19 protein-coding genes and 2 pseudogenes are annotated in these 20,768 nt (G+C 42.0%); 14 read left to right on the plus strand and 7 right to left on the minus strand.

All coding sequences use genetic code 11. The features are described 5' to 3' along the window. Positions 1–173: 173 nt before the first annotated feature. The 4 genes from guaD (at position 174) to IGJ28_RS14065 (ending at position 4,375) form a co-directional block, all read left to right on the plus strand. Positions 174–1,532: a guanine deaminase gene (gene guaD / locus IGJ28_RS14050; protein ID WP_081132130.1), complete on the plus strand. Its 1,359-nt coding sequence runs from the start codon at positions 174–176 to the stop codon at positions 1,530–1,532. Beyond that, positions 1,522–2,865 (plus strand): uracil-xanthine permease family protein, encoded by a 1,344-nt coding sequence (locus IGJ28_RS14055; protein ID WP_252711540.1) that lies wholly within the window; start codon positions 1,522–1,524, stop codon positions 2,863–2,865. The genes guaD and IGJ28_RS14055 overlap by 11 nt, the downstream gene beginning before the upstream one ends. 386 nt (positions 2,866–3,251) lie before the next feature. Next, positions 3,252–3,851 carry a LysM peptidoglycan-binding domain-containing protein gene (locus IGJ28_RS14060; RefSeq protein ID WP_103300243.1) on the plus strand — a complete coding sequence of 200 codons (600 nt, stop codon included), beginning with the start codon at positions 3,252–3,254 and terminating at the stop codon, positions 3,849–3,851. Positions 3,852–3,991: 140 nt separating this feature from the next. Next, positions 3,992–4,375 (plus strand): MmcQ/YjbR family DNA-binding protein, encoded by a 384-nt coding sequence (locus IGJ28_RS14065; RefSeq protein WP_103300244.1) that lies wholly within the window; start codon positions 3,992–3,994, stop codon positions 4,373–4,375. Positions 4,376–4,461: 86 nt separating this feature from the next. Here the strand turns inward: IGJ28_RS14065 and IGJ28_RS14070 are convergent, their stop codons facing one another. Then, positions 4,462–5,118: a TetR/AcrR family transcriptional regulator C-terminal domain-containing protein gene (locus IGJ28_RS14070; RefSeq protein ID WP_438845457.1), complete on the minus strand. Its 657-nt coding sequence runs from the start codon at positions 5,116–5,118 to the stop codon at positions 4,462–4,464. Between the two features lie 116 nt (positions 5,119–5,234). Here IGJ28_RS14070 and IGJ28_RS14075 point away from each other — a divergent pair. Both IGJ28_RS14075 and IGJ28_RS14080 read left to right on the plus strand, forming a co-directional pair. Next, positions 5,235–6,943 (plus strand): annotated as a pseudogene (locus IGJ28_RS14075) (ABC transporter ATP-binding protein). Between the two features lie 2 nt (positions 6,944–6,945). Beyond that, positions 6,946–8,715, plus strand: coding sequence for an ABC transporter ATP-binding protein (locus IGJ28_RS14080; RefSeq protein WP_003125639.1), 1,770 nt, complete (start codon positions 6,946–6,948; stop codon positions 8,713–8,715). Positions 8,716–8,800: 85 nt separating this feature from the next. Here IGJ28_RS14080 and IGJ28_RS14085 read toward each other — a convergent pair whose 3' ends face one another. The 3 genes and pseudogenes from IGJ28_RS14085 to IGJ28_RS14095 all read right to left on the minus strand — a co-directional run bounded on the left by IGJ28_RS14085 (position 8,801) and on the right by IGJ28_RS14095 (position 11,042). Then, a complete protein-coding gene (locus tag IGJ28_RS14085; RefSeq protein WP_195957414.1) occupies positions 8,801–9,091 on the minus strand; it encodes a rhodanese-like domain-containing protein in 291 nt (96 codons plus the stop codon). After that, on the minus strand, positions 9,066–10,730 hold the full coding sequence (locus IGJ28_RS14090; RefSeq protein ID WP_003125642.1) for an FAD-dependent oxidoreductase: 1,665 nt from the start codon (positions 10,728–10,730) through the stop codon (positions 9,066–9,068). The genes IGJ28_RS14085 and IGJ28_RS14090 overlap by 26 nt, the downstream gene beginning before the upstream one ends. 1 nt (position 10,731) lies before the next feature. After that, positions 10,732–11,042 (minus strand): annotated as a pseudogene (locus IGJ28_RS14095) (rhodanese-like domain-containing protein). Positions 11,043–11,194: 152 nt separating this feature from the next. Between IGJ28_RS14095 and IGJ28_RS14100 the strand changes: the two are divergent. Next, positions 11,195–11,464 (plus strand): metal-sensitive transcriptional regulator, encoded by a 270-nt coding sequence (locus IGJ28_RS14100; protein ID WP_156247686.1) that lies wholly within the window; start codon positions 11,195–11,197, stop codon positions 11,462–11,464. A 278-nt stretch (positions 11,465–11,742) separates the two neighbouring features. Here IGJ28_RS14100 and IGJ28_RS14105 read toward each other — a convergent pair whose 3' ends face one another. Beyond that, entirely contained in the window at positions 11,743–12,531 is a 789-nt protein-coding gene (locus IGJ28_RS14105; protein WP_003125646.1) for an L-threonylcarbamoyladenylate synthase, read from the minus strand. 396 nt (positions 12,532–12,927) lie between these two features. Here IGJ28_RS14105 and IGJ28_RS14110 point away from each other — a divergent pair, with 396 nt between their 5' ends. The 6 genes from IGJ28_RS14110 (at position 12,928) to IGJ28_RS14135 (ending at position 17,710) form a co-directional block, all read left to right on the plus strand. Continuing rightward, positions 12,928–13,764: a YitT family protein gene (locus IGJ28_RS14110; protein ID WP_029486479.1), complete on the plus strand. Its 837-nt coding sequence runs from the start codon at positions 12,928–12,930 to the stop codon at positions 13,762–13,764. Positions 13,765–14,024: 260 nt separating this feature from the next. Next, positions 14,025–14,702 (plus strand): L,D-transpeptidase, encoded by a 678-nt coding sequence (locus IGJ28_RS14115; protein WP_252711536.1) that lies wholly within the window; start codon positions 14,025–14,027, stop codon positions 14,700–14,702. A gap of 47 nt (positions 14,703–14,749) precedes the next feature. Further along, on the plus strand, positions 14,750–15,055 hold the full coding sequence (locus tag IGJ28_RS14120) for an MGMT family protein (protein ID WP_003125650.1): 306 nt from the start codon (positions 14,750–14,752) through the stop codon (positions 15,053–15,055). 121 nt (positions 15,056–15,176) lie between these two features. Further along, on the plus strand, positions 15,177–15,578 hold the full coding sequence (locus tag IGJ28_RS14125; protein ID WP_252711535.1) for a VOC family protein: 402 nt from the start codon (positions 15,177–15,179) through the stop codon (positions 15,576–15,578). 315 nt (positions 15,579–15,893) lie between these two features. After that, complete coding sequence (locus tag IGJ28_RS14130) at positions 15,894–16,403, plus strand: hypothetical protein (protein WP_005470580.1); 510 nt, start codon at positions 15,894–15,896, stop codon at positions 16,401–16,403. After that, positions 16,400–17,710 (plus strand): glycosyltransferase family 2 protein, encoded by a 1,311-nt coding sequence (locus tag IGJ28_RS14135; protein WP_113849356.1) that lies wholly within the window; start codon positions 16,400–16,402, stop codon positions 17,708–17,710. The genes IGJ28_RS14130 and IGJ28_RS14135 overlap by 4 nt, the downstream gene beginning before the upstream one ends. A 76-nt stretch (positions 17,711–17,786) precedes the next feature. Here IGJ28_RS14135 and IGJ28_RS14140 read toward each other — a convergent pair whose 3' ends face one another. Both IGJ28_RS14140 and IGJ28_RS14145 read right to left on the minus strand, forming a co-directional pair. Beyond that, a complete protein-coding gene (locus IGJ28_RS14140) occupies positions 17,787–18,557 on the minus strand; it encodes an ABC transporter permease (RefSeq protein WP_003125655.1) in 771 nt (256 codons plus the stop codon). Continuing rightward, positions 18,550–19,485, minus strand: a complete 936-nt coding sequence (locus IGJ28_RS14145) for an ABC transporter ATP-binding protein (protein WP_003125657.1) — start codon at positions 19,483–19,485, stop codon at positions 18,550–18,552. The genes IGJ28_RS14140 and IGJ28_RS14145 overlap by 8 nt, the downstream gene beginning before the upstream one ends. 360 nt (positions 19,486–19,845) lie before the next feature. Between IGJ28_RS14145 and IGJ28_RS14150 the strand changes: the two genes are divergently transcribed. Continuing rightward, a complete protein-coding gene (locus IGJ28_RS14150; protein WP_252711534.1) occupies positions 19,846–20,547 on the plus strand; it encodes a YcjF family protein in 702 nt (233 codons plus the stop codon). Positions 20,548–20,768: the final 221 nt, after the last annotated feature.

A 20,768-nucleotide genomic window follows, 5' to 3' on the forward strand; every position in this document is an offset into this window, starting at 1 on the left:
ATGTCTTTTTTTGCCTTAAAAACGAACGTTAGATTCTTTTTGTCAGGATTAATGTACGGTTTTTATTGAAAAAAATCCGAATGAATGTAAAATAAAACCATTGATGCTTATTTTAATGAAAACTGCTAATGTCAAAACAGCAGTCTAATGCAGTTTGTTAAAGGAGAAAACTTATGTCAATAACAAAATATTTTAAAGGTTCTGTATTTCATACACCCACAGATGGCGTGCTGGAATACTTAGAGGATGTCCTCATTTGCGTGGATGCTGAAGGGATGATCGAAAGGGTGGTCACAACAGAACAATCAGACTATCCAGAAATGCTGGCAGCTGCCAAACAAGGAATGCTAGTTGAATTGCAGAAGGGACAGTATTTTTTACCGGGATTCGTCGACTTGCACGTTCATGCACCCCAATGGCCGCAAGCAGGAGTTGCATTGGATGAGCCGTTGAATGTATGGCTAGATGAGTGTACCTTCCCGTTGGAAGCAAAATACGCGGACTCAAGTTTTGCTTCAGAAGTGTACCAAGATTTAGTTGCGCAACTACTGGCTCGAGGAACAACGACGGTTCTTTATTTTGCGACCGTTCATTTGGAAGCAAGTTTACAATTAGCCAAGATTTGTGCTGAGAAGGGTCAACGAGGGCTAGTGGGGAAAGTAGTCATGGATGATCCCGACGCGAACCCAGATTTTTATCGAGATGCCTCAACTGCTACGGCACTAGCAGAGACCGAAACCTTCATTAAAGAAGTCCAAAAGTTGGCAAAAACGACACGTCAAGGAGTCTATCCAGTAGTGACACCACGATTCGTCCCAAGCTGCACGGATGAAGGTCTGGCTGGGTTAGGACAACTCGCACAAAAATACGATGTCCATGTACAATCCCATTGCAGTGAAGGCCAATGGGAACACGATCACGTCTTGGAACGATTTGGTAAAACCGACACAGAAGTCTTGCGGGATTTTGGCTTACTGGGAGAAAAAGCTGTGATGGCTCATTGTAATTTTATCGATGAAAAAGATGGTGAGATCTTTGTGGAAACAGGGACTGCTGTTGCTCACTGCCCGATTTCCAATGCGTACTTTGCCAATGGTGTGATCCCTATCAATCGGCTTAAAGAACAAGGCGTAACGATTGGACTAGGCACAGATATCTCCGGCGGCTTTTCTCCAAGTTTGTATGACAATATCAAGCAAGCTGTTATGTCTTCCCGCATGTTAGAAGACGGTGTGGATGTTACATTGCCCCAAACGAATCGAGGTGTTGCGAATGCGCGTATCTCAGTCATCGACGCTTTTTCATTGGCGACAAAAGGAGGGGGCGAAGCGCTACGACTACCGATTGGTCTTATCAAGGAAGGCTACGCTTGCGACCTTCAAGTGATCGATACTTGTTATTCTGGTAATCCATTGCCAGCTTTTGGTGTACTGAACCAACCGAAAGAACAATTACAAAAGATTTTGTATCTAGCAACGGCTGAAAACATTCGTCAGGTCTGGGTGCAAGGAAAAAAAGTACATGAAAAATGAGGAGATTGATACTGTGGAAATCAGAAGTAATCGTTTAACGATCGGAATGAATGAAGATATACCTTTAGGACAAGCCATTGTTCTTGGCTTACAACACGTGTTGGCAATGGATGTGTATGTCCCACCCTTTATTATTGCAACTGCTGTTGCCATGAGCTCGTCGGATGCAGCCGGGCTGATCCAATCCACCTTTTTAGGTGCTGGGATTGCTTCGCTGATCCAAGTTCTCTTTTTCTTGAAATTGCCCGTCTGTCAAGGGCCGTCCTTTGTACCAGTAGGCGCAATCATTGGTATCTATTTTGGAGCGCAAGGTATGGATACTGTCTTAGGAGCTAGTATTGTCGGGGCATTGGCTGTTATTCTTTTAGGGATGACAGGGATCTATAAGTATATTGTCCGCAACTTTATTCCCACGATCGTCAGTGGCACGATTATCATGATCGTTGGACTGACATTGTTACCTACAGCTTTTACCAGCAACATTTATCCAGCTACTGAGACATTATCGGCTAATCAGAACATGTTTTTGGCTGCAGTGACAGCAGCAATTTTGATTTTATTCTCAATGTTAGGTGATTACTTCCCTCGTTTAGGTAAATATTTCCGGATTAGCTCGGTGATTATTGCCTTAATGATCGGGACGCTGATTGCTTGGTTCATGGGCGGCGTAGACTTCCAGTCTGTTGCGGATGCTTCATTTTTCAGTTTGCCAAAACTTATTTTCGTCAATTATGGTCTTCATTTTGATGTTTCAGCTATTTTGACGATGCTGGTGATTTATATGGTATTACTAGCAGAAACAACAGGAACTTGGTATGCCGTCAGCTCTGTCACTGAGGAAGCTGTGACAGATGAACAAATCAATAAAGGTGTCATTGGTGAAGGAATCGGTTGCCTGGTGGCTGCTTTAGTAGGAACGACACCAGTGACGGGGTATTCAACAAATGCCGGTATCATTTCCATTACTGGGGTTGCCAGTAAAAAAGTCTTTGTGATGGCTTCCTGCTGGTTCATCCTCTTGTCATTTGTCGGCAAGTTATCAGCATTGATCCATGCCGTACCTTCAGCGGTAATCGGTGGTGTCTTCGCAGTTGTCTGTGTGATCATTTTGCTTAGCGGCTTTCGAGTGATCAAGAATGAAGAGTTTTCTGAACGTGAACTCTATATTATTGGTGTTCCGCTAATCTTAGCGATCGGTCTTTTGTTCATGCCGGCTGAGATCAAACAAGAAACTCCGCAATTTCTACAATACTTATTGGATTCACCGATTGCGTTAAGTGCGATTGCTGCTATTGTGATGAATAAGTTGATTCCAGTGAAAAAAACGGTTTGATAAAGTGTCAGCGAAAGATGCTGCAGCAAGTGAACGCCTGCTTCCAATCGATGCAACAAGCATTCATGGAAACGCGCTGTTCAGCTGCAGCTTTTTTTGTTACGACTGTGTGTAAATTCATCCAATTTGTAACAATTCACAAATAAAAAAGAGGGGATTCACTTTTATTGAAATAAAATAACTAATTTATATTTTTATGTTGATAATCGTTGTTGATTCAAAAGGAATTACGCGACGCTTACGAAACGTAAGGAACTCGACGCATTCGTAATCATCTGTAACGAGATTTTCACCTATGAAATATTCTCTGGTGTTAGACTAGTCTATGCGTTGGAGATTTCTCCTGCGACAGACTATAAACGCTACAAGATGAGGAGAATTATTTTATGAAGTCATTGAAAACTGTTTTGCTTAGTACAGCTGTCCTTGCAGGTCTGGGTGTGTTTCTAGGTGGACAAGATGCGTTTGCTGATGAAGAATACACGGTGCAATCTGGGGATACACTATCTACGATTGCCTATAACTATTTTGGCACCTCAGAAGCCGTTGATAAAATTGTTGAAGCAAACGGCATTACGAACAAAAATTTGATCTATGTTGGTGAAACACTGGTCTTACCAACAGACGATGCCAGCTATACAAATGAACGTTCTTCAGCAGCTGCAGAATCATCAGTCACTTATGAAGAACCAGCTTCACAACCTGCCAGCAGCCAACAAACAAGCCCGAGCTCATCTGCATCAAGCAGTTCTGCAGCAACAAGCTCAGAAGCTTCAGCTAAAGAATGGATCGCGAACAAAGAATCTGGCGGTTCTTATACAGCAACAAATGGCCAATACTATGGACGTTATCAGTTGACTAACTCTTACTTGAATGGGGACTATTCAGCGGCCAATCAAGAAAAAGTAGCCGATAATTATGTTGCTTCACGTTATGGTTCATGGTCTGCAGCAAAAGCATTCTGGGAAGCTAACGGTTGGTATTAATCAAGCCAAACATTCATACGTATCACAGACTCGCTTAGCGGGTCTGTTTTTTTATCTAAATCAACAGTTTGCTTATGAAAGAAACCCTCTAAGATATGGTACACTAAAGAAAAAATCAGTTTCAAACCGGAGGGATGGCAATGAATAATCAGATCCAACAACGAATCGATCGCCTGAAAAGTTACGGTCAGTCATTGGCAGGTGCTAATGTGGCCTATCGTGAGGATTGGGGGACGATTTATTTTGGTCTAATCGGCAAACAGTTTGGTATGATGAGTCCTGAAGCGAATGATGATGCGATCATTACGTTGAAAAATAAACCGGAAGTCAATGAAGAATTACGTGAACAATACCCTAAGGCGATTATTCCCGGATACTATGCCAATAAAACCCACTGGAATTCTATTCGTCTAGCAGCGGATGAGGTAACAGACGAACAAATTGAACAGTTGATTTTGACCTCTTATGAACTGGTTTATCAGAAATTGACGAAAAAACAAAAAGAAGAACTAACAACGCTTTAAAAAACGCAACAAAAACACCAACGAGCCTCGTGCCTTGAAATCGGAAAGCGATTTAAGGAAACTTAGTGAGATTTGTTGGCGTTTTTTTATTTTAGAGAGGTATTTCGCTTGTGTAAGCCAGCCAGATAAATCGCGATACTCTCCAGAAAAACTTGACGTTCGTCGATTTGTTTGCGTTGTTGGATGCCTTCTGCCATCCCATTTAAATGATTCTCAACAACATAGCTGCGCATAGCAGAGACATGTGCCCGCAATTTTTCATCGCCAGTTACAATTTTTGCTCGTAATTGTTCTTCTTTTTGACGATCGAGTAAGTGTCCCAATAAGAGATGATGCAATGCCTGAACGGTTTGACGGCTTTGGGCAGGAGTGAAGCCGGCTTCGATCAATATAGTGATCATTTGCTCTAAATGCAGCAGTCGGCTAGGATAGGAAGGAATCGTATGAATCTCTAGTTCTGCACCACAGGGATATTGGAGATAGAGATCGTAGTAATTGGCCATAAAGGTTTGCAACTGTTCTTGCCAGCTACCCGCAGGGACATCCGGCAGATCATTTTCCATCGTTTCAGCCATCGCTTGCAACAGCTCTTGTTTATTCGTGAAATACCAATACAATGCCGGTGCTTGAACAGAAAGTACTTTTGCCAATTTGCGCATGGTTAACTGAGAAAGGTCAGATGTTTCCTTTAGGTAGGCAAAAGCCGCATGAATAATTGATTCTTTTGATAACTTCTGTTCCATAAAAAAATCATCCTTTGTTCGCTTGCAACATTTTTCTAAAAATGGTAAATTATTGTCCGGCTTTATTTTACAGTGTTAAATAATGCCTGTCAAACTGTAAAGGAGTGTGTTTTAAGATGGATCTTGTTTTACGGCATGTAAAGAAATACAAAGGCGCTGTCTTCATTGCGCTGGTTTCTGTAGCTGTCATGGTACTGGCTACGTTATGGCAGCCGAAGCTGCTGCAACAAGTATTGGAAGCAATCATTAAAGAAGACGATAATGAAATGAAATCGATTGGGGTCCAATTGATCGGTCTAGCCGTGTTTGGGCTGGTGGCTGGGGTCATCAATACTATTTTCTCTGCCAAAGTAGCGCAAGGAGTCAGTGCGGATATTCGTGAAGAAGCCTTTCGTAAAATCCAAACTTTCTCGTTTGGTAATATCGAGAAATTCTCAGCAGGAAATCTGGTGGTTCGACTGACCAATGACATCACCCAAATCCAAAATTTAGTGATGATCTCCTTGCAGTCGTTGTTTCGGATTCCTTTCTTATTTATTGGTGCCTTTATCTTAGCCATGACCACGATGCCTCAACTTTGGTGGGTAATCGTCGCATTGATCGTTGCAGTAGTGATCATTACTGGTCTTTCTTTTACACAGATGGGCAAACATTTCATGATCATTCAAAATTTGATCGACAAAATCAATAGTGCAGCAAAAGAAAATCTTTTAGGGATTCGTGTGGTGAAATCATTTGTTCAAGAAAAAATCAATTGAACAGTTTCACGAAAGTCAGCGACGAACTAACAAAACACAACATCATCGTTGGTACGCTTTTCTCTGTGATGATTCCGTCCTTTATGCTGGCAGCCAACTTAGCGGTCGTAGGCGCGATCTTCTTTGTCAGCGACCTTGCAAAAGACGATCCGACATTGATCGGGGGAATCGCTTCTTTCATGAATTATTTGATGCAGATCATGATGGCGATCATCATCGGCGGTATGATGATGATGATGACTTCTCGGGCAGCGGTCTCTCTCAAACGATTGAAAGAAATTCTGGTTACCGAACCAGAATTGTCCTACAAAGATGTTCCACAGCAAGAATTAGCAGGCAGTGTGGCATTCGAGCACGTTTCTTTCCGTTATCCTGGGGATGAGAAAAATGCTTTGACAGACATCAGTTTTTCAATCGCTCCTGGAGAAATGATTGGGATCGTCGGGGCAACTGGTGCAGGGAAATCGACATTAGCTCAATTGATCCCGCGCTTGTTTGATCCAACGGAAGGAACCGTGCGAGTTGGAGGCGTCGATTTACGAGAAGTAAATGAGCAAAGCTTACGTCAAACCGTTTCCTTTGTTCTACAAAAAGCGATTCTTTTCTCCGGAACCATTGCCCAAAATCTGCGCCACGGCAAAAAGAACGCCACTGTCTCTGAAATGACCCATGCAACAGAAATCGCGCAGGCAAGTGAATTCATTCAAAAATTGACGAACCGTTTTGAAGCACCCGTAGCGGAACGAAGCAGTAATTTTTCTGGTGGTCAAAAGCAACGGCTGTCTATTTCACGAGGTGTCATCGGAGAACCAAAAATCTTGATTCTAGATGATAGTACGAGTGCATTGGATGCTCGTTCGGAAAAACTGGTTCGTGAAGCCTTTGAAAAAGAACTGCAAGCTACCACCACGATCATCATTGCACAGAAAATTGCTTCTGTTGTGAATGCGGACCGTATCCTGGTGTTGGATAAAGGTCGTCTGGTTGGAGTCGGTACCCATAAAGAGTTAGCTGCCAACAATCCAATTTATCAGGAAATTTTTGAGACTCAGAAAGGAGCTGAATAACCATGACGGATTTGATCAAAGCAAGCAAGTTTTTTTATCACTATTTAAAACGATACAAACTCTCTTTCTTTTTCATTTTCATTACCGTGATTGCAGCCACTTATCTGCAAGTCCAAGCACCGGTCTATGTGGGGCAAGCCTTTCAGGAATTAGCGAATTATGTTGGTGGATTGATGCAAGGCGTAGATGACAAGTCAAAATTCGTATCTGTCATCTGGAAGTTACTGCTGTTTTACGTATTGGCAAGTGGAGCAAACTTTATTTATAGTATCTTGTTCACGCAAGTGGTGGGGAAATCCACCAATCGGATGCGAATCGGGTTATTCAATAAATTGGAAAAATTGACGATCAAATTTTTTGATTCCCATCAAGATGGTGAAATTTTGAGTCGTTTTACCAGCGATTTGGATAACATTCAAAACAGCTTGAATCAAGCATTGCTGCAAGTATTGACCAATGTGGTATTGATGATCGGGATTTTGATCATGATGTTCCGACAAAATGTCACATTAGCTTGGGCGACGATTGCGTCTACACCAATTGCCATCCTGATTGCAGTCATTGTGATCCAAAAAGCTCGCAAATATGTCGATCTGCAGCAAGATGAAGTAGGAAAACTAAACGGGTACATTGATGAAAAAATCAGCGGCCAACGGATCATCATCACCAACGGTCTTCAAGAAGAAACGATTGATGGATTTTTGCAGCACAACCAAAGTGTTCGGGAAGCCACTTACAAAGGACAAGTTTACTCAGGATTGCTTTTCCCAATGATGCAAGGAATGTCGCTGGTCAACACGGCGATCGTGATTTTCTTTGGCGGTTGGTTAGCATTGAATGGGGATTTGGAACGTTCTGTTGCTCTAGGCCTTGTGGTGACTTTCGTTCAATATTCTCAACAATACTATCAACCGTTGATGCAGATTTCTTCTGGTTACAGCATGATTCAATTGGCAATCACTGGCGCCCGTCGTTTGAATGAGATGTTTGATGAACCGGATGAAGAAAAACCGGCAAATGGTGAAAAAATCACTGGTATCAAGCAAGAAGTGGCATTGAATCATGTTGATTTCGGTTATGATAGTGATCGTTTAATCCTTAAAGATGTCACCATCCATGTCAAAAAGGGTGAAATGGTGGCATTGGTAGGACCAACTGGTTCTGGAAAGACAACCATCATGAATCTTTTGAATCGCTTCTATGATGTGACGAATGGCTCAGTAACATTTGATGGTCAGGACATTCGACAGTTAGATTTAGATGCATTGCGGGAGCATGTGGGGATCGTGTTGCAAGATTCGGTACTGTTTTCTGGGACGATTCGGGAAAATATTGCTTTTGGTAAGCCGGATGCCAGTGAGGAAGCGATTATTGCAGCAGCAAAACAGGCCAACATCCATGAATTTATCATGACGTTAGAACAAGGGTATGATACACCAATCACGGAAGAAAACAATCTATTCAGTACCGGGCAAAAGCAGTTGATGAGTATCGCTCGCACGATTTTGACCAATCCATCCTTATTGATTTTGGATGAAGCTACCAGTAATGTTGATACGGTGACGGAAGCGAAGATTCAGCAAGCAATGGATGAAGCCATCAAAGGGCGGACCAGTTTTGTCATCGCCCATCGTCTAAAGACGATTTTGAATGCCGATCGAATCGTTGTCTTGCGGGAGGGGCAAGTCATCGAAGAAGGTAGCCATCAAGAATTATTGGCAGAAAACGGGTTTTATGCCGAACTTTACCACAATCAATTTGTTTTTGAATAGTTAACTGACGAGTTTAAACCAAAACCCAATGACTGCTACTTGGATCAAAGTAGCGGTCATTGGGTTTTATTTGGTGTAACGTGTTTTAAGCGAGTTCACCTGGCCAAGCAGAAGTGCCGCCTAATACATTGATCGCCTTGAACCCTTGCTGGTCCATATAGTGACAGGCTTGCTCTGACCGAGCACCTGAGTGACAAATCACGTAGTAGTCAAGGTCTTTCTCCAAATTGGCAGTAGTGAAGTGAGATAACGGATTATTTTGCGCATTTGGTACATGGCCGCTGATAAATTCATCGACTTCTCTGACATCAATCAGGTGGAACTTCTGTTGTTTGCTTGCTTGATAAAATTCAGGCATTGTGATCGAGCGATACATGAATGATTTCCTCCGGTCTGACGGTTTGATAAAGCGCAAAAGCCCCGTCTAGATTTTTTGCCTCGTAGCCAGATTGTTTGAGAATCCGTTCGGCTAAATAGCTTCGCAGTCCGCTATGACAGCTGACGATATAAGAAGCAGTCGGATCAAGTTCAGTCAGTCGGTCTCGTAATTCATTCAGCGGAATATGCAGGGCGTTTTTGAAGCGGCCAGTCATTTCCGCTGTATTGCGGACATCTAGTAATTGTTTGCCGGCAGCTAATTCTGCAGAAAGTTCATGCCACTGGATTGACTCACTGATCCCTTCGATTAGATTCAATGCCGCATAGCCGATCAGGTTCACTGGATCTTTGGCGGAACCAAAAGGCGGTGCATAACTCAGTTCCAGTTCTGTTAAATCTGCCACCGTCAATCCACTTTTGATGGCTGTGGCTAATACATCCATTCGTTTATCGACGCCACTCTGTCCAACGGCCTGAGCACCATAGAGAGTACCTGTCTCTTTATTAAAAATCAATTTCAATAGCAGATCTTTAGCACCAGGGTAATAGCCAGCATGATCTTTTCCGCTGACATGAATCACAGCTGGCTGCAAGCCCGCAGATACTGCTGCTTTCTCGCTTAATCCGGTCATGGCTGCTGTAAGCCCAAAGACTCGCAGGATAGCAGTTCCAATATTGCCACGGTTTTTCCTTGGCAGACCAGCGATCACGTCTGCGACTTGCCGGCCTTGACGGTTAGCTGGTGAGGCTAAAGAAATCAACGCATCTTCTCCAGTTAATTGTTGTTTCGTGACGATAGCATCTCCGACAGCGTAAATGTCTTTTTGCGACGTTTGGTAGTTTTCGTCTACAAGGATTCCTCCTCGAATACCAGTAGTGATCCCAGCTTCCGCTGCTAATCTTGATTCTGGTTGGACCCCGATAGACAATAATGTCAGGTCTGAGTCCAGTACAGTGTCATCTTCTAACCGAATTTTTTTCCCTTCTTCTTCAAAAGAAACTGCGGATTGGCCCGTAATGACCTTGATTCCCTTCGCTATCAATTCATTTTTGACATAGGCAGCCATTTCTTCATCCATCGAAGGTAAAACCTGCGATGCTTTCTCAACGACGGTGACCTCTAAGCCACGGTTTTTCAGACTTTCTGCCATTTCCAATCCAATAAAGCCGGCACCGACTACGACGGCTTGGCGGGTATGTTGATCGATTTTCTGCAAAATAGCATCCATATCCGGCACGTTTCGTAACTGACGGCAGTTTGTGGCACGGTCTAATCCTGGGATTTTTGGTATGATTGCTTTTGCTCCCGGAGCAAGAATCAACTTGTCATATGATTCTTCATAAGTCTCAGAATCTCGATGGATAGTCACAGTCTTTTGTTCTGGGTGAATAGCCAGTACTTCTTGATTTGGACGAACATCCAAACCAAAACGTGCCTTTAAGGACTCTGGTGTTTGCAGTAGTAATTGATCGCGAGTAGTAATTTCACCTGCGATAAAGTAAGGAAGGCCGCAGTTCGCAAAGGACACATAAGGACCTTTCTCTAGAACAATGATTTCAGCATCTTCCATTAAGCGGCGTAATCGAGTTGCAGCAGACATGCCTCCGGCGACCCCACCGACAATCAGTACTTTCATTTTATTTTCCTCCTTGAATTGGTCCTTGCCATTGATTCATGCCACCGCGAATCGTTGTGGCATCATAGCCCATTTTAATCAATAATTTGGCAGCTTGTTTGCTGCGGACGCCTGATTGACAGATCACATATAACGGTTCTTTTTTCCTGAATAGTGGGCGATTTTATTTAATGGGACATTGGCGGCATTTCGAATATGCCCACCCCGGTATTCAGAGGGCGTCCGGACATCAATAACTTTCGTTTTTGCAGTTAGTGCTGCGGAAAAATCACGAATAGAGATGGAAGGGACAGAACGAAACAATGAAAACATAGACATTCTCCTTTATATACGGTATGGGGTATATTAAACACCGTTTTTCTATATTTGTCAATGATTGGATTTGATTAACATTGCGGATACGAAAAGAATGTTTGACCGTTATACCATTGTAGGGTATATTCTAATGGGGAAGGAGTGAGACGATGAATAAGACAAGAAGTGATCAAAAAAATGTGCTGAATCGTTTAAAACGTGCCGAAGGGCAGATTCGTGGGGTTCAAAAAATGATCGAAGAAGAGAAGGAATGTATCGATATCATCACTCAGTTAAGTGCGGTACGTTCAAGTATCGATCGTGTGATGGGCATGATTGTTGCAGAGAACTTGAAAGATTGTTTTGAGAATCCAGAAAAAGATCCTCAAGAACAAGCACAGAAGCTGGAACAAGCGATTCAGATGATCATTAAGAAATAGTAGCTCTATTCTTTAGGAAGAGGCTGTTTTCATAGGGGACTGACTGATGTAACCAGTAAGCTGAATCATTAAATCTGGAACGCTATCATGACGATCAAAGAAATGATTTGATCTGTGAAGAGTAGTATTGAAAGGAAAATGCTGTTGTATGCAAGAATTACCCTCAAAAAATTAGGACATCAGCTGTAAGCAGTTCGATCTAAAGTCTCAGCTACGGTCGAAGAGTCGTAGCTAAGGTTAGTTGAATGCTTGGACTGATGTCCTAATCTATGAATTGCTTAGTAGTATTCGCCGTGGCGATAGTCCCAGGAATTGAAGTGATCGGACAAAAACAGTTGGATTTTATCTACAGCTAAACCCTTCCGAATCAATACAGGCGCCGGGGTGATCGATCGCTGAGAGCCTTGATGAGGAATCAATTTGCCAGCAGAATCTACGAAAGAAACCATGACTCCTTGTTCGTAGCGGGTCTCTATCGTTTTATCTGGTTGGATCGAAGCGACATAGTCATTGCTTTCAATGATGAGGTCTGCTTCGTTAGCGATTTGTTCACCAATTCCTTCCACCAGACCACGATTGCCTTTACCAGAAGGATTTGCTGAGCTGGCAAACAATAGTTGTTGCTTTTCCTCCCAAAGAGCTTTAGCGATTTGTTCTCCAGGAACGCCGAATTTGATGACGAAACAACTCGTTTCCCTGGTATCCATCATCAATTCTTGCGATCCGTCAGGAATATATGCTTTTCCAGACTCTTTCCATGGTAAGATCGCGCCAAAAAGAACATCGTTGTCCCAACATTTTTGGTAAACTGCCGCAATTTCATCGTTCCATTCCGCTAATTCTTGTAATTGTTCCAATGAGCTGCATAATACAACTCCTGGCTTATTACGTTTGCGATTTTTGGCAGAAAACTTGCGTTCTAGTCCTTTCTTGTCAGAGACGGCAATAATATAGCCTACTTTAGTGGGGCAAACGATGACTTTGCCTTCTTGCTGGAGCAGTTGGATTGCTGCTTCGTTGGGTTCGCCAGACCAAGTGGTTTGTTTGTTTGTCTTCAAATGGTTCATCCTTCCTCATTTTGTTTATTTTGCCTAAAAATTCAGAAAATTCTGATTTAAAATCGTTAACCTTGATAATAAGGGAATCTCTAAAGAGAGTCAAGTGCAAAAAGATGGAAATGCAGCAGCATTCTGGATGATCATTTTCAGAGAAGGCTGAAAAAAATGCTTCTCTTTTCCAACGATTCTGTGAGAAAATGAACGTCAGAACGCAAGTCAAAAGGTTCCTAAACAACCAAGTTTTGAGCAAATTTTTCTTACCTGTACTTGATCCTATAAGAAAAAAAGTTTCAGTCTTCTGAACAGAAATTTTGTCTCAACTCAGAGATGAGGGTATAGTAAAAGCACAAGTTCTCGGAAAAAATGACAGCTTCTATTCGGATGATCAAAGAAAAGAGGAAGACAATGAAGCAATTGATAACTTATAGTAAAATACTCTCTGCACTGGTGATTCTAGCGGTGAGCATCAACATGTTTTTAGGTCCTCATCATATTGCAGCTGGAGGGGTCAGTGGCATTGGAATCTTGATGGAATCTGCTTTGGGCTGGGACCGTGCGCTTGTGATCATGGTTCTGAACAGTGTGATGTTGGTTCTGGCCTATGTTTTTTTGGGGAAAGCGCCTTTCTTCAAGGTGCTGTTCGGCAGCATAGTTTTTCCGTTAGCAATTGCCGTAGTGCCTGAATATATGTTGGCCAGTGATCGTCTGCTGTCTGTTATTTTTGGGAGTGCGATTTTTGCTGCTGGGGTTGCTATTTTATATAAAAATAATTCTTCTAGTGGCGGAACTACGATTCCGCCGCTGATCTTCCAGAAATATTTCCATATTAATCCTTCCATCGGGCTTTTAGCCACAGATGCGGTTGTGGTAACAATGAGTTTACTGGTTTTTGGGTTTGAAGAATTTTTGTTTGCGATTCTTTCGATTGTGATTACTTCGATCGTGATGAATTATATCGAAACTGGGATGGACCGCAAGAAGTCTGTGATGATCATGAGTGAGGAGCATCTTGACGAGATTCAAGCGGCCATTGCAACGGCAATTTCTAGAGGAGCAACCTTGTTAGAAGCACAAGGTGTTCATCGAAGAAGTGAGAAACAAGTTTTATTGATCGTTGTCAACGATCAAGAATTTGCTGATATCAAACAATTGATTGAAAGCATTGATCCGCAGGCATTTGTAATTGCCAGCAATGTAGCTGAAGTTTTAGGACGAGGGTTTAGTTACCACCCGATTGAATGAGGCCTGTCCGCATCCGTTTGAAGCGCTGCACGATGTTGTAGGCTGGTTCTACTCTTTCATTTTTAACTGGCTTTTTAGTTACAAAGGCGTTAAACTGCTAATGGATCATTTTATCAAGAGTTTTTTAAGAGACGCTGGAAATCTGCTGTTAACTTGTTTTGTCACTGCTGATTAAAATCACGTTTTAGAAGCAGCTTTGGTAAAATGAACTGGAAATTGTGCCTGAGAGATTTTTCGACGGCTTAGTAAGGATAGAAATAATGAAAGAAAGATACCCTAAAAGAACCATTGGTATGTTTGTGAGTGCTGTGCTGTTATTCATCGTTAGTGCCAGCCTATCACATAACGTAGCCGCTGGTCAGAAGAACCAGTCTACAGAACAGACCAAACAGACCATTCCTAAAAAAGCAACGATCCCTACGAAAAAAAATGCAATTACTAAAAAGGAGAGATCAGGAACGTCTAAATCCTCAGAGGATTCTTCTTCGACAGAAGTAGCCGTCGCAGATTGGCGTCATCCATCTGAGAAGAAAGCCTATCCTGTTTTACAAGAAGGAGATTGGGTCGATGTCTCATTGGCAAACCAGCGGGTGAAGATCATGCGGAAGAATCGAGTGCTTTATACGATGGTTTGCTCTACCGGATCAGGAGGAGACCGAAGAACGCCTACAGGAACTTATTCCATTCAAGCTGAAAGAGGAGAAACTTTTTTTAATGAATCTTCTGGCGAGGGAGCGAACTATTGGGTATCTTGGAAAGATCATGGCGTCTACTTGTTTCATTCGGTGCCGATTGACGCTTCGGGAGATTACATTGAAGAAGAAGCAGAAGAACTAGGACAAAAAGCCAATTCTCATGGGTGTATCCGTTTGACTGTTGCAGATGCAAAATGGTTTTATGAACATGCCCTTTATGACATGCAAGTTATCGTGCATTGAGCGAACAAGCAAATTCGCTAACGATTGAAAGGAGCTGCTTGATAGGTATGAATCCATTTTATGAAGAGGTGTATCGTTTCGTAAAGAAGATTCCGTATGGCAAAGTGGCTTCTTACAGCCAAATAGCTTGGGCTTTAGGTCGCTTGAATGGTGCACGAGCTGTAGGACGCGCCATGAAATATTGCCCAGAGTCATTACCAGCCCATCGGGTAGTACGAGCAGACGGCGAGATCGTGGGTTTTACCGCCGTAGAACGAAAGCAGCGGCTGCTAGCAGAAGGGATCGTTTTTAAAACAAACGGAAAAATCGATATGAAACAATGCAGCTGGCACGGAGAAAAGGAGTCATCCTGAAAAATGCCGCTGCATTTTTTGTGAAAATAGCTTCAAATTGATTGTTTTGTATATCTGGATCGGCCCTTTATAATAAAGGAGCAATGACATGTCGCTCGGGTTTATCAAAGGAGGAAACAGCATGGGAAAGATGGTTTTTATCAATTTGCCTGTTCAAGATATCAAGCGAGCTACTAGTTTTTATGAAGCGTTGGGCTTTAGCAAGAGTGAAGAATTTTCGAATGAAACATCAAGTGGAATGATGTGGAATGAGACGATTTGGGTGATGCTGTCAGAATATGCGTTTTATGAACAGTTTTTAAATGGTAGAAAGATTGCGGATACGCAAAAGACGAATGCTGCCTTGATCGCATTTAGCTTTGATACACCTGAAGGAGCTCGAGACTTTGCTAAAGCGGCTGAAGCCAATGGGGGACAGTCGTTTCAAGTAGAGATGGGGATTCCAGAGGAAGAAATGCTTGGTTTTGAAGTGCTTGATCCGGACGGAAATCAATTAGAATCTGTCTGGATGAAAGGGTACTAAAAAGCAAGATTCGTGGGTGTTCAAAAAAATGGACTTGCCTGATAACTTTTGAAATTGTTGTTAGCGGTTTTCTTTTTAGGAAGTCGAATTAAAAGAATAGGATCACAAGGAAACTGGCGCAAGCTAGTTTCTTTTTCTTTCGAATTGATTCAACTAAAATGTAGGTATACTCGCTTAGACCTAGTCCTACAAGAGGTCAAATATAGCTTTTATTGATTAAGTGTTTTTGTGACCGCTACCAGGGTTGATGCTTCTTTTTAGTAATAAGCGATGTATAGATGGAGAAGAGAGTTACAGCCAAAAGGAGGATGTGGGATGAAAAAAAGAATCACCAGAGAAGAAGTCAGTCAACAGCTGGTTTCAGATTTGTTTTTTGAAAAAGGACATTTAAAGTTAACGTTGTGGCAATCATTTTTGACACTGCTTGCGTGGATTGCTGTGATCGTACCATTCGTTTGGGTCGCTTTCCCGGTTTTCTTTCCGCAAACAGCCGCTCAAATACGATTTAGGACCTATGTGGAGGAAGCCACTATTTTTAGATTGTTAGCATTGTTTTTAGGAATTTCCTTCGTTCTTTTAGTTATTCTTTTTGTTCTGTTGACCGTGAGGAACAATCGGCGTTTTCGCCATACATTGCGGAAAGAAGTCTTGCATGATGAAAGAAAACTTGAACAGCGCAAAGAAGTGTTGGAAGAATTTTTTGATGACCGTTTTGGTCCTGAAGAGATGCGGCATTCTGTTTGTTATTATGAAGTGAAACCGGAACAAAATCTAACGGAAACAGAAATAGTAAAGTTGTATAAAGATAAGGGGGTCTCTCTATGATTGAACAAATCGATACGGGATACCCGATAGTGGATTTCTTCCTTTTTCTATTAGTGGCCATTTTATTTACTTATCCAATCTTAGGCGGCTTTGCTTGGTTCATTGGCGTCCTTTGTCATACGTATTTGTTTAAGCATCAACAGATTGAATGGATCCCCATTCCCGAAGAAGTAGAGCCAATGATCACGATCATGGTCCCTGCCCATAATGAAGAAGTGGTCATTGAAGATACCATTCATTACTTAATGAATAAACTGAATTATACCCGTTACGAAGTGTTAGTCACAGATGATGGCTCAACGGATCAAACACCAGAAATCCTTAAGCGTTTGCAACAAACCTACCCTAATCTACGAGTGGTACGCATCCAAAAAAACCAAGGAAAAGCCCATGCCTTTAATATCGGGATCGGTTTTGCTAATGGAGAACTGATTTTGAGTAACGATGCAGATACTGTACCGGAACCCGATGCACTCTGGAAATATGTCAATTACTTTATTCGCCAAGATGCGGTAAATATTTCAGCGATCACTGCAAACATGGACGTTCAGAATCGGACGACGATTGTCAGTAAGTCACAAACTGTTGAATTTTCAAGTATCGTAGGTATTATCAAGCGGACGCAACAAGGCGTGCTAGGTGTTATCTATGCATACAGCGGTGCCAACACGATGTATCGAAAAAATGCTTTGATCGATGTGGGACTCTTCCGCCAAAATCGTGCCACCGAGGATATCAGTATTGCCTGGGATCACCAATTCCAAGGCTGGTTGTCCTTGTTTGCTCCGCGGATCATGTTTTTCATGGAAGTTCCTGAGACCATGAAGATGCTTTATCGCCAACGGAAACGTTGGGCAAAAGGCGGTACAGAAGTCTGGCTGACAAATTTCAAAAAAGTATTCACTCATCCATTTCAAAATATTGGTCGGTCCGTCATGTTTGTGGATCAAACATTGAGTATTATTTGGTCGATCTTCTTTTGGATCTCTTCAGCACTGTTCATCTTTTCTTTTCTTCGTTTTGCATTTGAAGGAAACATTGAACGAATGTATCATATGGTGACAATGGCCTTCCTATTCGTTTGTTTTGAAATGGTTGCTGGGATCATGCAGTTGTTGACTAGTTTATTGGTGGACGATGCTGGCAGAAAAATCAAGTATTTCATTTTTGCACCATTTTATATGCTGATTTATTGGATGGTCAATGCTTTAACGATCGTAACGACCTTCATACCAGCGGTCAAAACAATTTTGGGACACGGCAGCGGTGTTTGGGTCAGTCCCGAAAGACAAGGCAAAAAGAATTAGAAAAAGGCTGTGCCAAGAACTAAGAGAGTTCTTGGCACAGCCTTCCTGTTTTTATTGAAAGATAGCCGTCAGTTTCTTAGCTGCGTAGACCGCGGCCTTTTTCAATTAATTTCCAACAGATACCGTACAAAACAATTATGAATAAAACTAGAATCAGAACAGAGACTAAAATCGGCACATCAGTTGTGCCCAAAAAGCCATAACGGAATCCAGAGATCATATAGACGATTGGATTCACTTTAGAAATAGCTTGCCAAATTGGTGGCAGCATCGAAATGGAATAGAAGACGCCTCCTAAATAAGTCAGTGGCTGTAGGACAAACGTTGGCACGATCGATACATCGTCAAATGATTGGGCAAAGATACCATTTAGCAAACCAGCTAGTGAGAAAAGAATTGCGGTCATCACTAATGTCAGAATAACCATTACCCAAGAAAAAACATGCAAAGGAACAAAAAAGAGAGAAATCACTGTGACCAGCATACCAACTAAAATACTTCTGCCCAAACCACCGAAAACAAATCCCCAAATAATCACATGAGTAGGTACGGGTGCAACTAAAAGTTCCTCAATATTCTTTTGAAACTTCTGAGAAAAGAAAGAAGACGAAACGTTCGCGTAAGAACTGGTGATCGTTGACATCATGATCAGCCCGGGAACGATAAATTCCATGTAGGAGAAGCCGCCCATTTCGCCAATACGGCCGCCAATCATTTTCCCAAAAATAATAAAGTACAACGAAGTCGTTATCACTGGTGGTACGAGTGTTTGGACCCAAATCCGTAAATAGCGGTTGGTTTCTTTGACCGCTAGACTTTTTAATGCTGTAAAATAAAGACTAAACATTTTTTTCCCCCGCTTCATGCTTTTCTTCGGTTAATTTCAAAAAGAGTTCCTCTAAACGATTCGATTTGTTGCGCATGGAAAGAACTTTGATTCCTTGCTTAGTAAATTGCTCAAACAAATCATTAACGCCTTGATTGCGCTCAATCTCGACTGCTAACGTTTGATCATCTTCAAAAGCACTTTTATAGCCGGAGATCACAGGTGGTTTCACATAGGTATCTAAGTCAAAGAGGAATGTCTCAAACTGTAATTTGGACAAAAGGGTCTTCATGCTGGTATCTTCGATCAATTCACCGGATTGAATGATTCCGATGTTGCGGCAGAGCATTTCTGCTTCCTCTAAATAGTGAGTGGTTAGAATAATCGTCGTACCATTTTTATTTAATTTTTGCAAGAAGGCCCACATTTCTCGGCGCAGTTCGATATCTACGCCAGCTGTTGGTTCATCGAGGATTAAGAGTCGCGGCTCGTGCATCAGAGCCCGTGCAATCATCAAACGGCGCTTCATTCCTCCCGAAAGCATTCTGGCCCGAACATCGCGTTTCTCCCATAAATTGGATTGCTTTAGGTATTTTTCGCTACGAGCGATCGCTTCTTTGCGAGGAACGCCGTAGTAGCCCGCTTGATTGACGACGATTTGCTGTACTGTTTCGAAAGGATTGAAATTGAATTCTTGTGGAACTAAGCCGATTTGTTGCTTGACTTGAACCAATTCTTTGTCCAAATCATAACCGAAAACTTTGACACTGCCAGAAGATTTGTTTACTAGTGAAGTAATGATCCCGATGGTTGTTGATTTGCCAGCACCGTTCGGCCCTAAAAGCGCATAGAAGTCACCTTCTTCAACTGTCAAGTTGATACCGCGTAATGCTTCGACGCCGGTCGCATAGACTTTTTTTAGATCTTTTATTTCAAGTGCATAGGTCATTGATTTGTTTTCTCCTTATCAATTGATGATTTGTTGTGGGGATTGGCAGCAGCTGCTGCCTATATGAATAAAACACGCTCGATTAGACATGCTTCTCTGAAAAGAGGTTATGACACTTTCATAATACCCAAGAAACAAGTAGTCATTATACCACGGGAGAGACTCTCGTTTAAAGAGGGTATCGTTGGATCGGTCATGTGAGCTTTTCTGTTAGAAAGAAGTTGATTTCTTGTGCTTCCGTTAAGAATTATAACACCTGAAGCGCGGCTTTAGGTGATTTTTGTTTGTTAGTGTATGATGAAAATAAGAGGTTGAGAAAGCAACTAAATCTATGACAACTAATCATTAAAGGTGGTTTTTATGAAATTAAAGAGAAGCATTCCCAAAAATAAAAAATCTCAAAAAGAGATTTTGCTGCAACAAGTGGATGAACCAGTGAAAGAATCGGCAGAACAAGAAGAGTTTCAGTCATTCTTTGCAGAAGTTTTAACCAAACTACCAAACAAAACGGCAGGGATCATTCGTCGATCTTTTGAGAAGTCAAAACATACGGCAGAAAAGATCCAAGCAAAAAGCCGTACCCAATTTGATGCCGTCTTCTCTGAATTTTTAATGGGTGTGGATGATGCTACGAAGAAGAAGGCGCATCGAATCATCCATGCCGCTTCTCTGACGGCGGCCATCATTGGCTGTTCACCTATTCCGTTTTCAGATGCGATACTCCTTGTACCTGTTCAAATGACGATGATGGCTAGACTACACAAGTTGTTTGGTCAATCGTGGGTCGAGGGAATCGCAAAAAGCATTTCTAAAGAATTAGTTGTTGTTAGTATAGGTAGAAGCGCTGTGGGGAATATTATCAAGTTCGTACCGGGGGTCGGTACGATTGCCGGCGCGTCCATTAACGCGGGGGTAGCCAGTGCTATTACTGAATCTTTAGGTTGGGTTACTGTTAAGATGCTGAATGACGGTGAAGATATTTTTGAACAAGCCATGTCCTTTAAAGGCCAATATCACACCTTATTTAAAGCATTAAAAAAAACACGAAGCAAATCATCTTAAAACATATACCGCTCGCTAGAACGTTCGTATAGGATGAGTCCAGAAACATCAACAATAATTTTTTCAAGAGACCTTTGGCTATTCTCGAAGGTCTCTTTTGCTTGTGTAAGATAAAATAGGGGGATTTGTTTTTCCTGAAAAAGTATAAAAGCATTACATGGATAATTATCGTCAGTAAATGGCTAACCGAAAGCAGCGATAAAAAGGTCTTTATTAACAAT

This window comes from Enterococcus sp. AZ091, assembly GCF_051714805.1.
In the GTDB taxonomy this organism is placed as follows: domain Bacteria; phylum Bacillota; class Bacilli; order Lactobacillales; family Enterococcaceae; genus Enterococcus_D; species Enterococcus_D gallinarum.

Bases quoted from the DNA above. Each gene is read 5' to 3' on its own strand.
- IGJ28_RS14080 (WP_003125639.1), top strand. From the start codon at position 6,946: ATGACGGATTTGATCAAAGCAAGCAAGTTTTTTTATCACTATTTAAAA.
- IGJ28_RS14150 (WP_252711534.1), top strand. From the start codon at position 19,846: ATGAAATTAAAGAGAAGCATTCCCAAAAATAAAAAATCTCAAAAAGAG.
- IGJ28_RS14135 (WP_113849356.1), top strand. From the start codon at position 16,400: ATGATTGAACAAATCGATACGGGATACCCGATAGTGGATTTCTTCCTT.
- guaD (WP_081132130.1), top strand. From the start codon at position 174: ATGTCAATAACAAAATATTTTAAAGGTTCTGTATTTCATACACCCACA.
- IGJ28_RS14110 (WP_029486479.1), top strand. From the start codon at position 12,928: ATGAAGCAATTGATAACTTATAGTAAAATACTCTCTGCACTGGTGATT.
- IGJ28_RS14115 (WP_252711536.1), top strand. From the start codon at position 14,025: ATGAAAGAAAGATACCCTAAAAGAACCATTGGTATGTTTGTGAGTGCT.
- IGJ28_RS14055 (WP_252711540.1), top strand. From the start codon at position 1,522: ATGAAAAATGAGGAGATTGATACTGTGGAAATCAGAAGTAATCGTTTA.
- IGJ28_RS14090 (WP_003125642.1), bottom strand. From the start codon at position 10,730: ATGAAAGTACTGATTGTCGGTGGGGTCGCCGGAGGCATGTCTGCTGCA.
- IGJ28_RS14060 (WP_103300243.1), top strand. From the start codon at position 3,252: ATGAAGTCATTGAAAACTGTTTTGCTTAGTACAGCTGTCCTTGCAGGT.
- IGJ28_RS14100 (WP_156247686.1), top strand. From the start codon at position 11,195: ATGAATAAGACAAGAAGTGATCAAAAAAATGTGCTGAATCGTTTAAAA.
- IGJ28_RS14120 (WP_003125650.1), top strand. From the start codon at position 14,750: ATGAATCCATTTTATGAAGAGGTGTATCGTTTCGTAAAGAAGATTCCG.
- IGJ28_RS14145 (WP_003125657.1), bottom strand. From the start codon at position 19,485: ATGACCTATGCACTTGAAATAAAAGATCTAAAAAAAGTCTATGCGACC.
- IGJ28_RS14105 (WP_003125646.1), bottom strand. From the start codon at position 12,531: ATGAACCATTTGAAGACAAACAAACAAACCACTTGGTCTGGCGAACCC.
- IGJ28_RS14070 (WP_438845457.1), bottom strand. From the start codon at position 5,118: ATGGAACAGAAGTTATCAAAAGAATCAATTATTCATGCGGCTTTTGCC.
- IGJ28_RS14140 (WP_003125655.1), bottom strand. From the start codon at position 18,557: ATGTTTAGTCTTTATTTTACAGCATTAAAAAGTCTAGCGGTCAAAGAA.
- IGJ28_RS14065 (WP_103300244.1), top strand. From the start codon at position 3,992: ATGAATAATCAGATCCAACAACGAATCGATCGCCTGAAAAGTTACGGT.
- IGJ28_RS14130 (WP_005470580.1), top strand. From the start codon at position 15,894: ATGAAAAAAAGAATCACCAGAGAAGAAGTCAGTCAACAGCTGGTTTCA.
- IGJ28_RS14125 (WP_252711535.1), top strand. From the start codon at position 15,177: ATGGGAAAGATGGTTTTTATCAATTTGCCTGTTCAAGATATCAAGCGA.
- IGJ28_RS14085 (WP_195957414.1), bottom strand. From the start codon at position 9,091: ATGTATCGCTCGATCACAATGCCTGAATTTTATCAAGCAAGCAAACAA.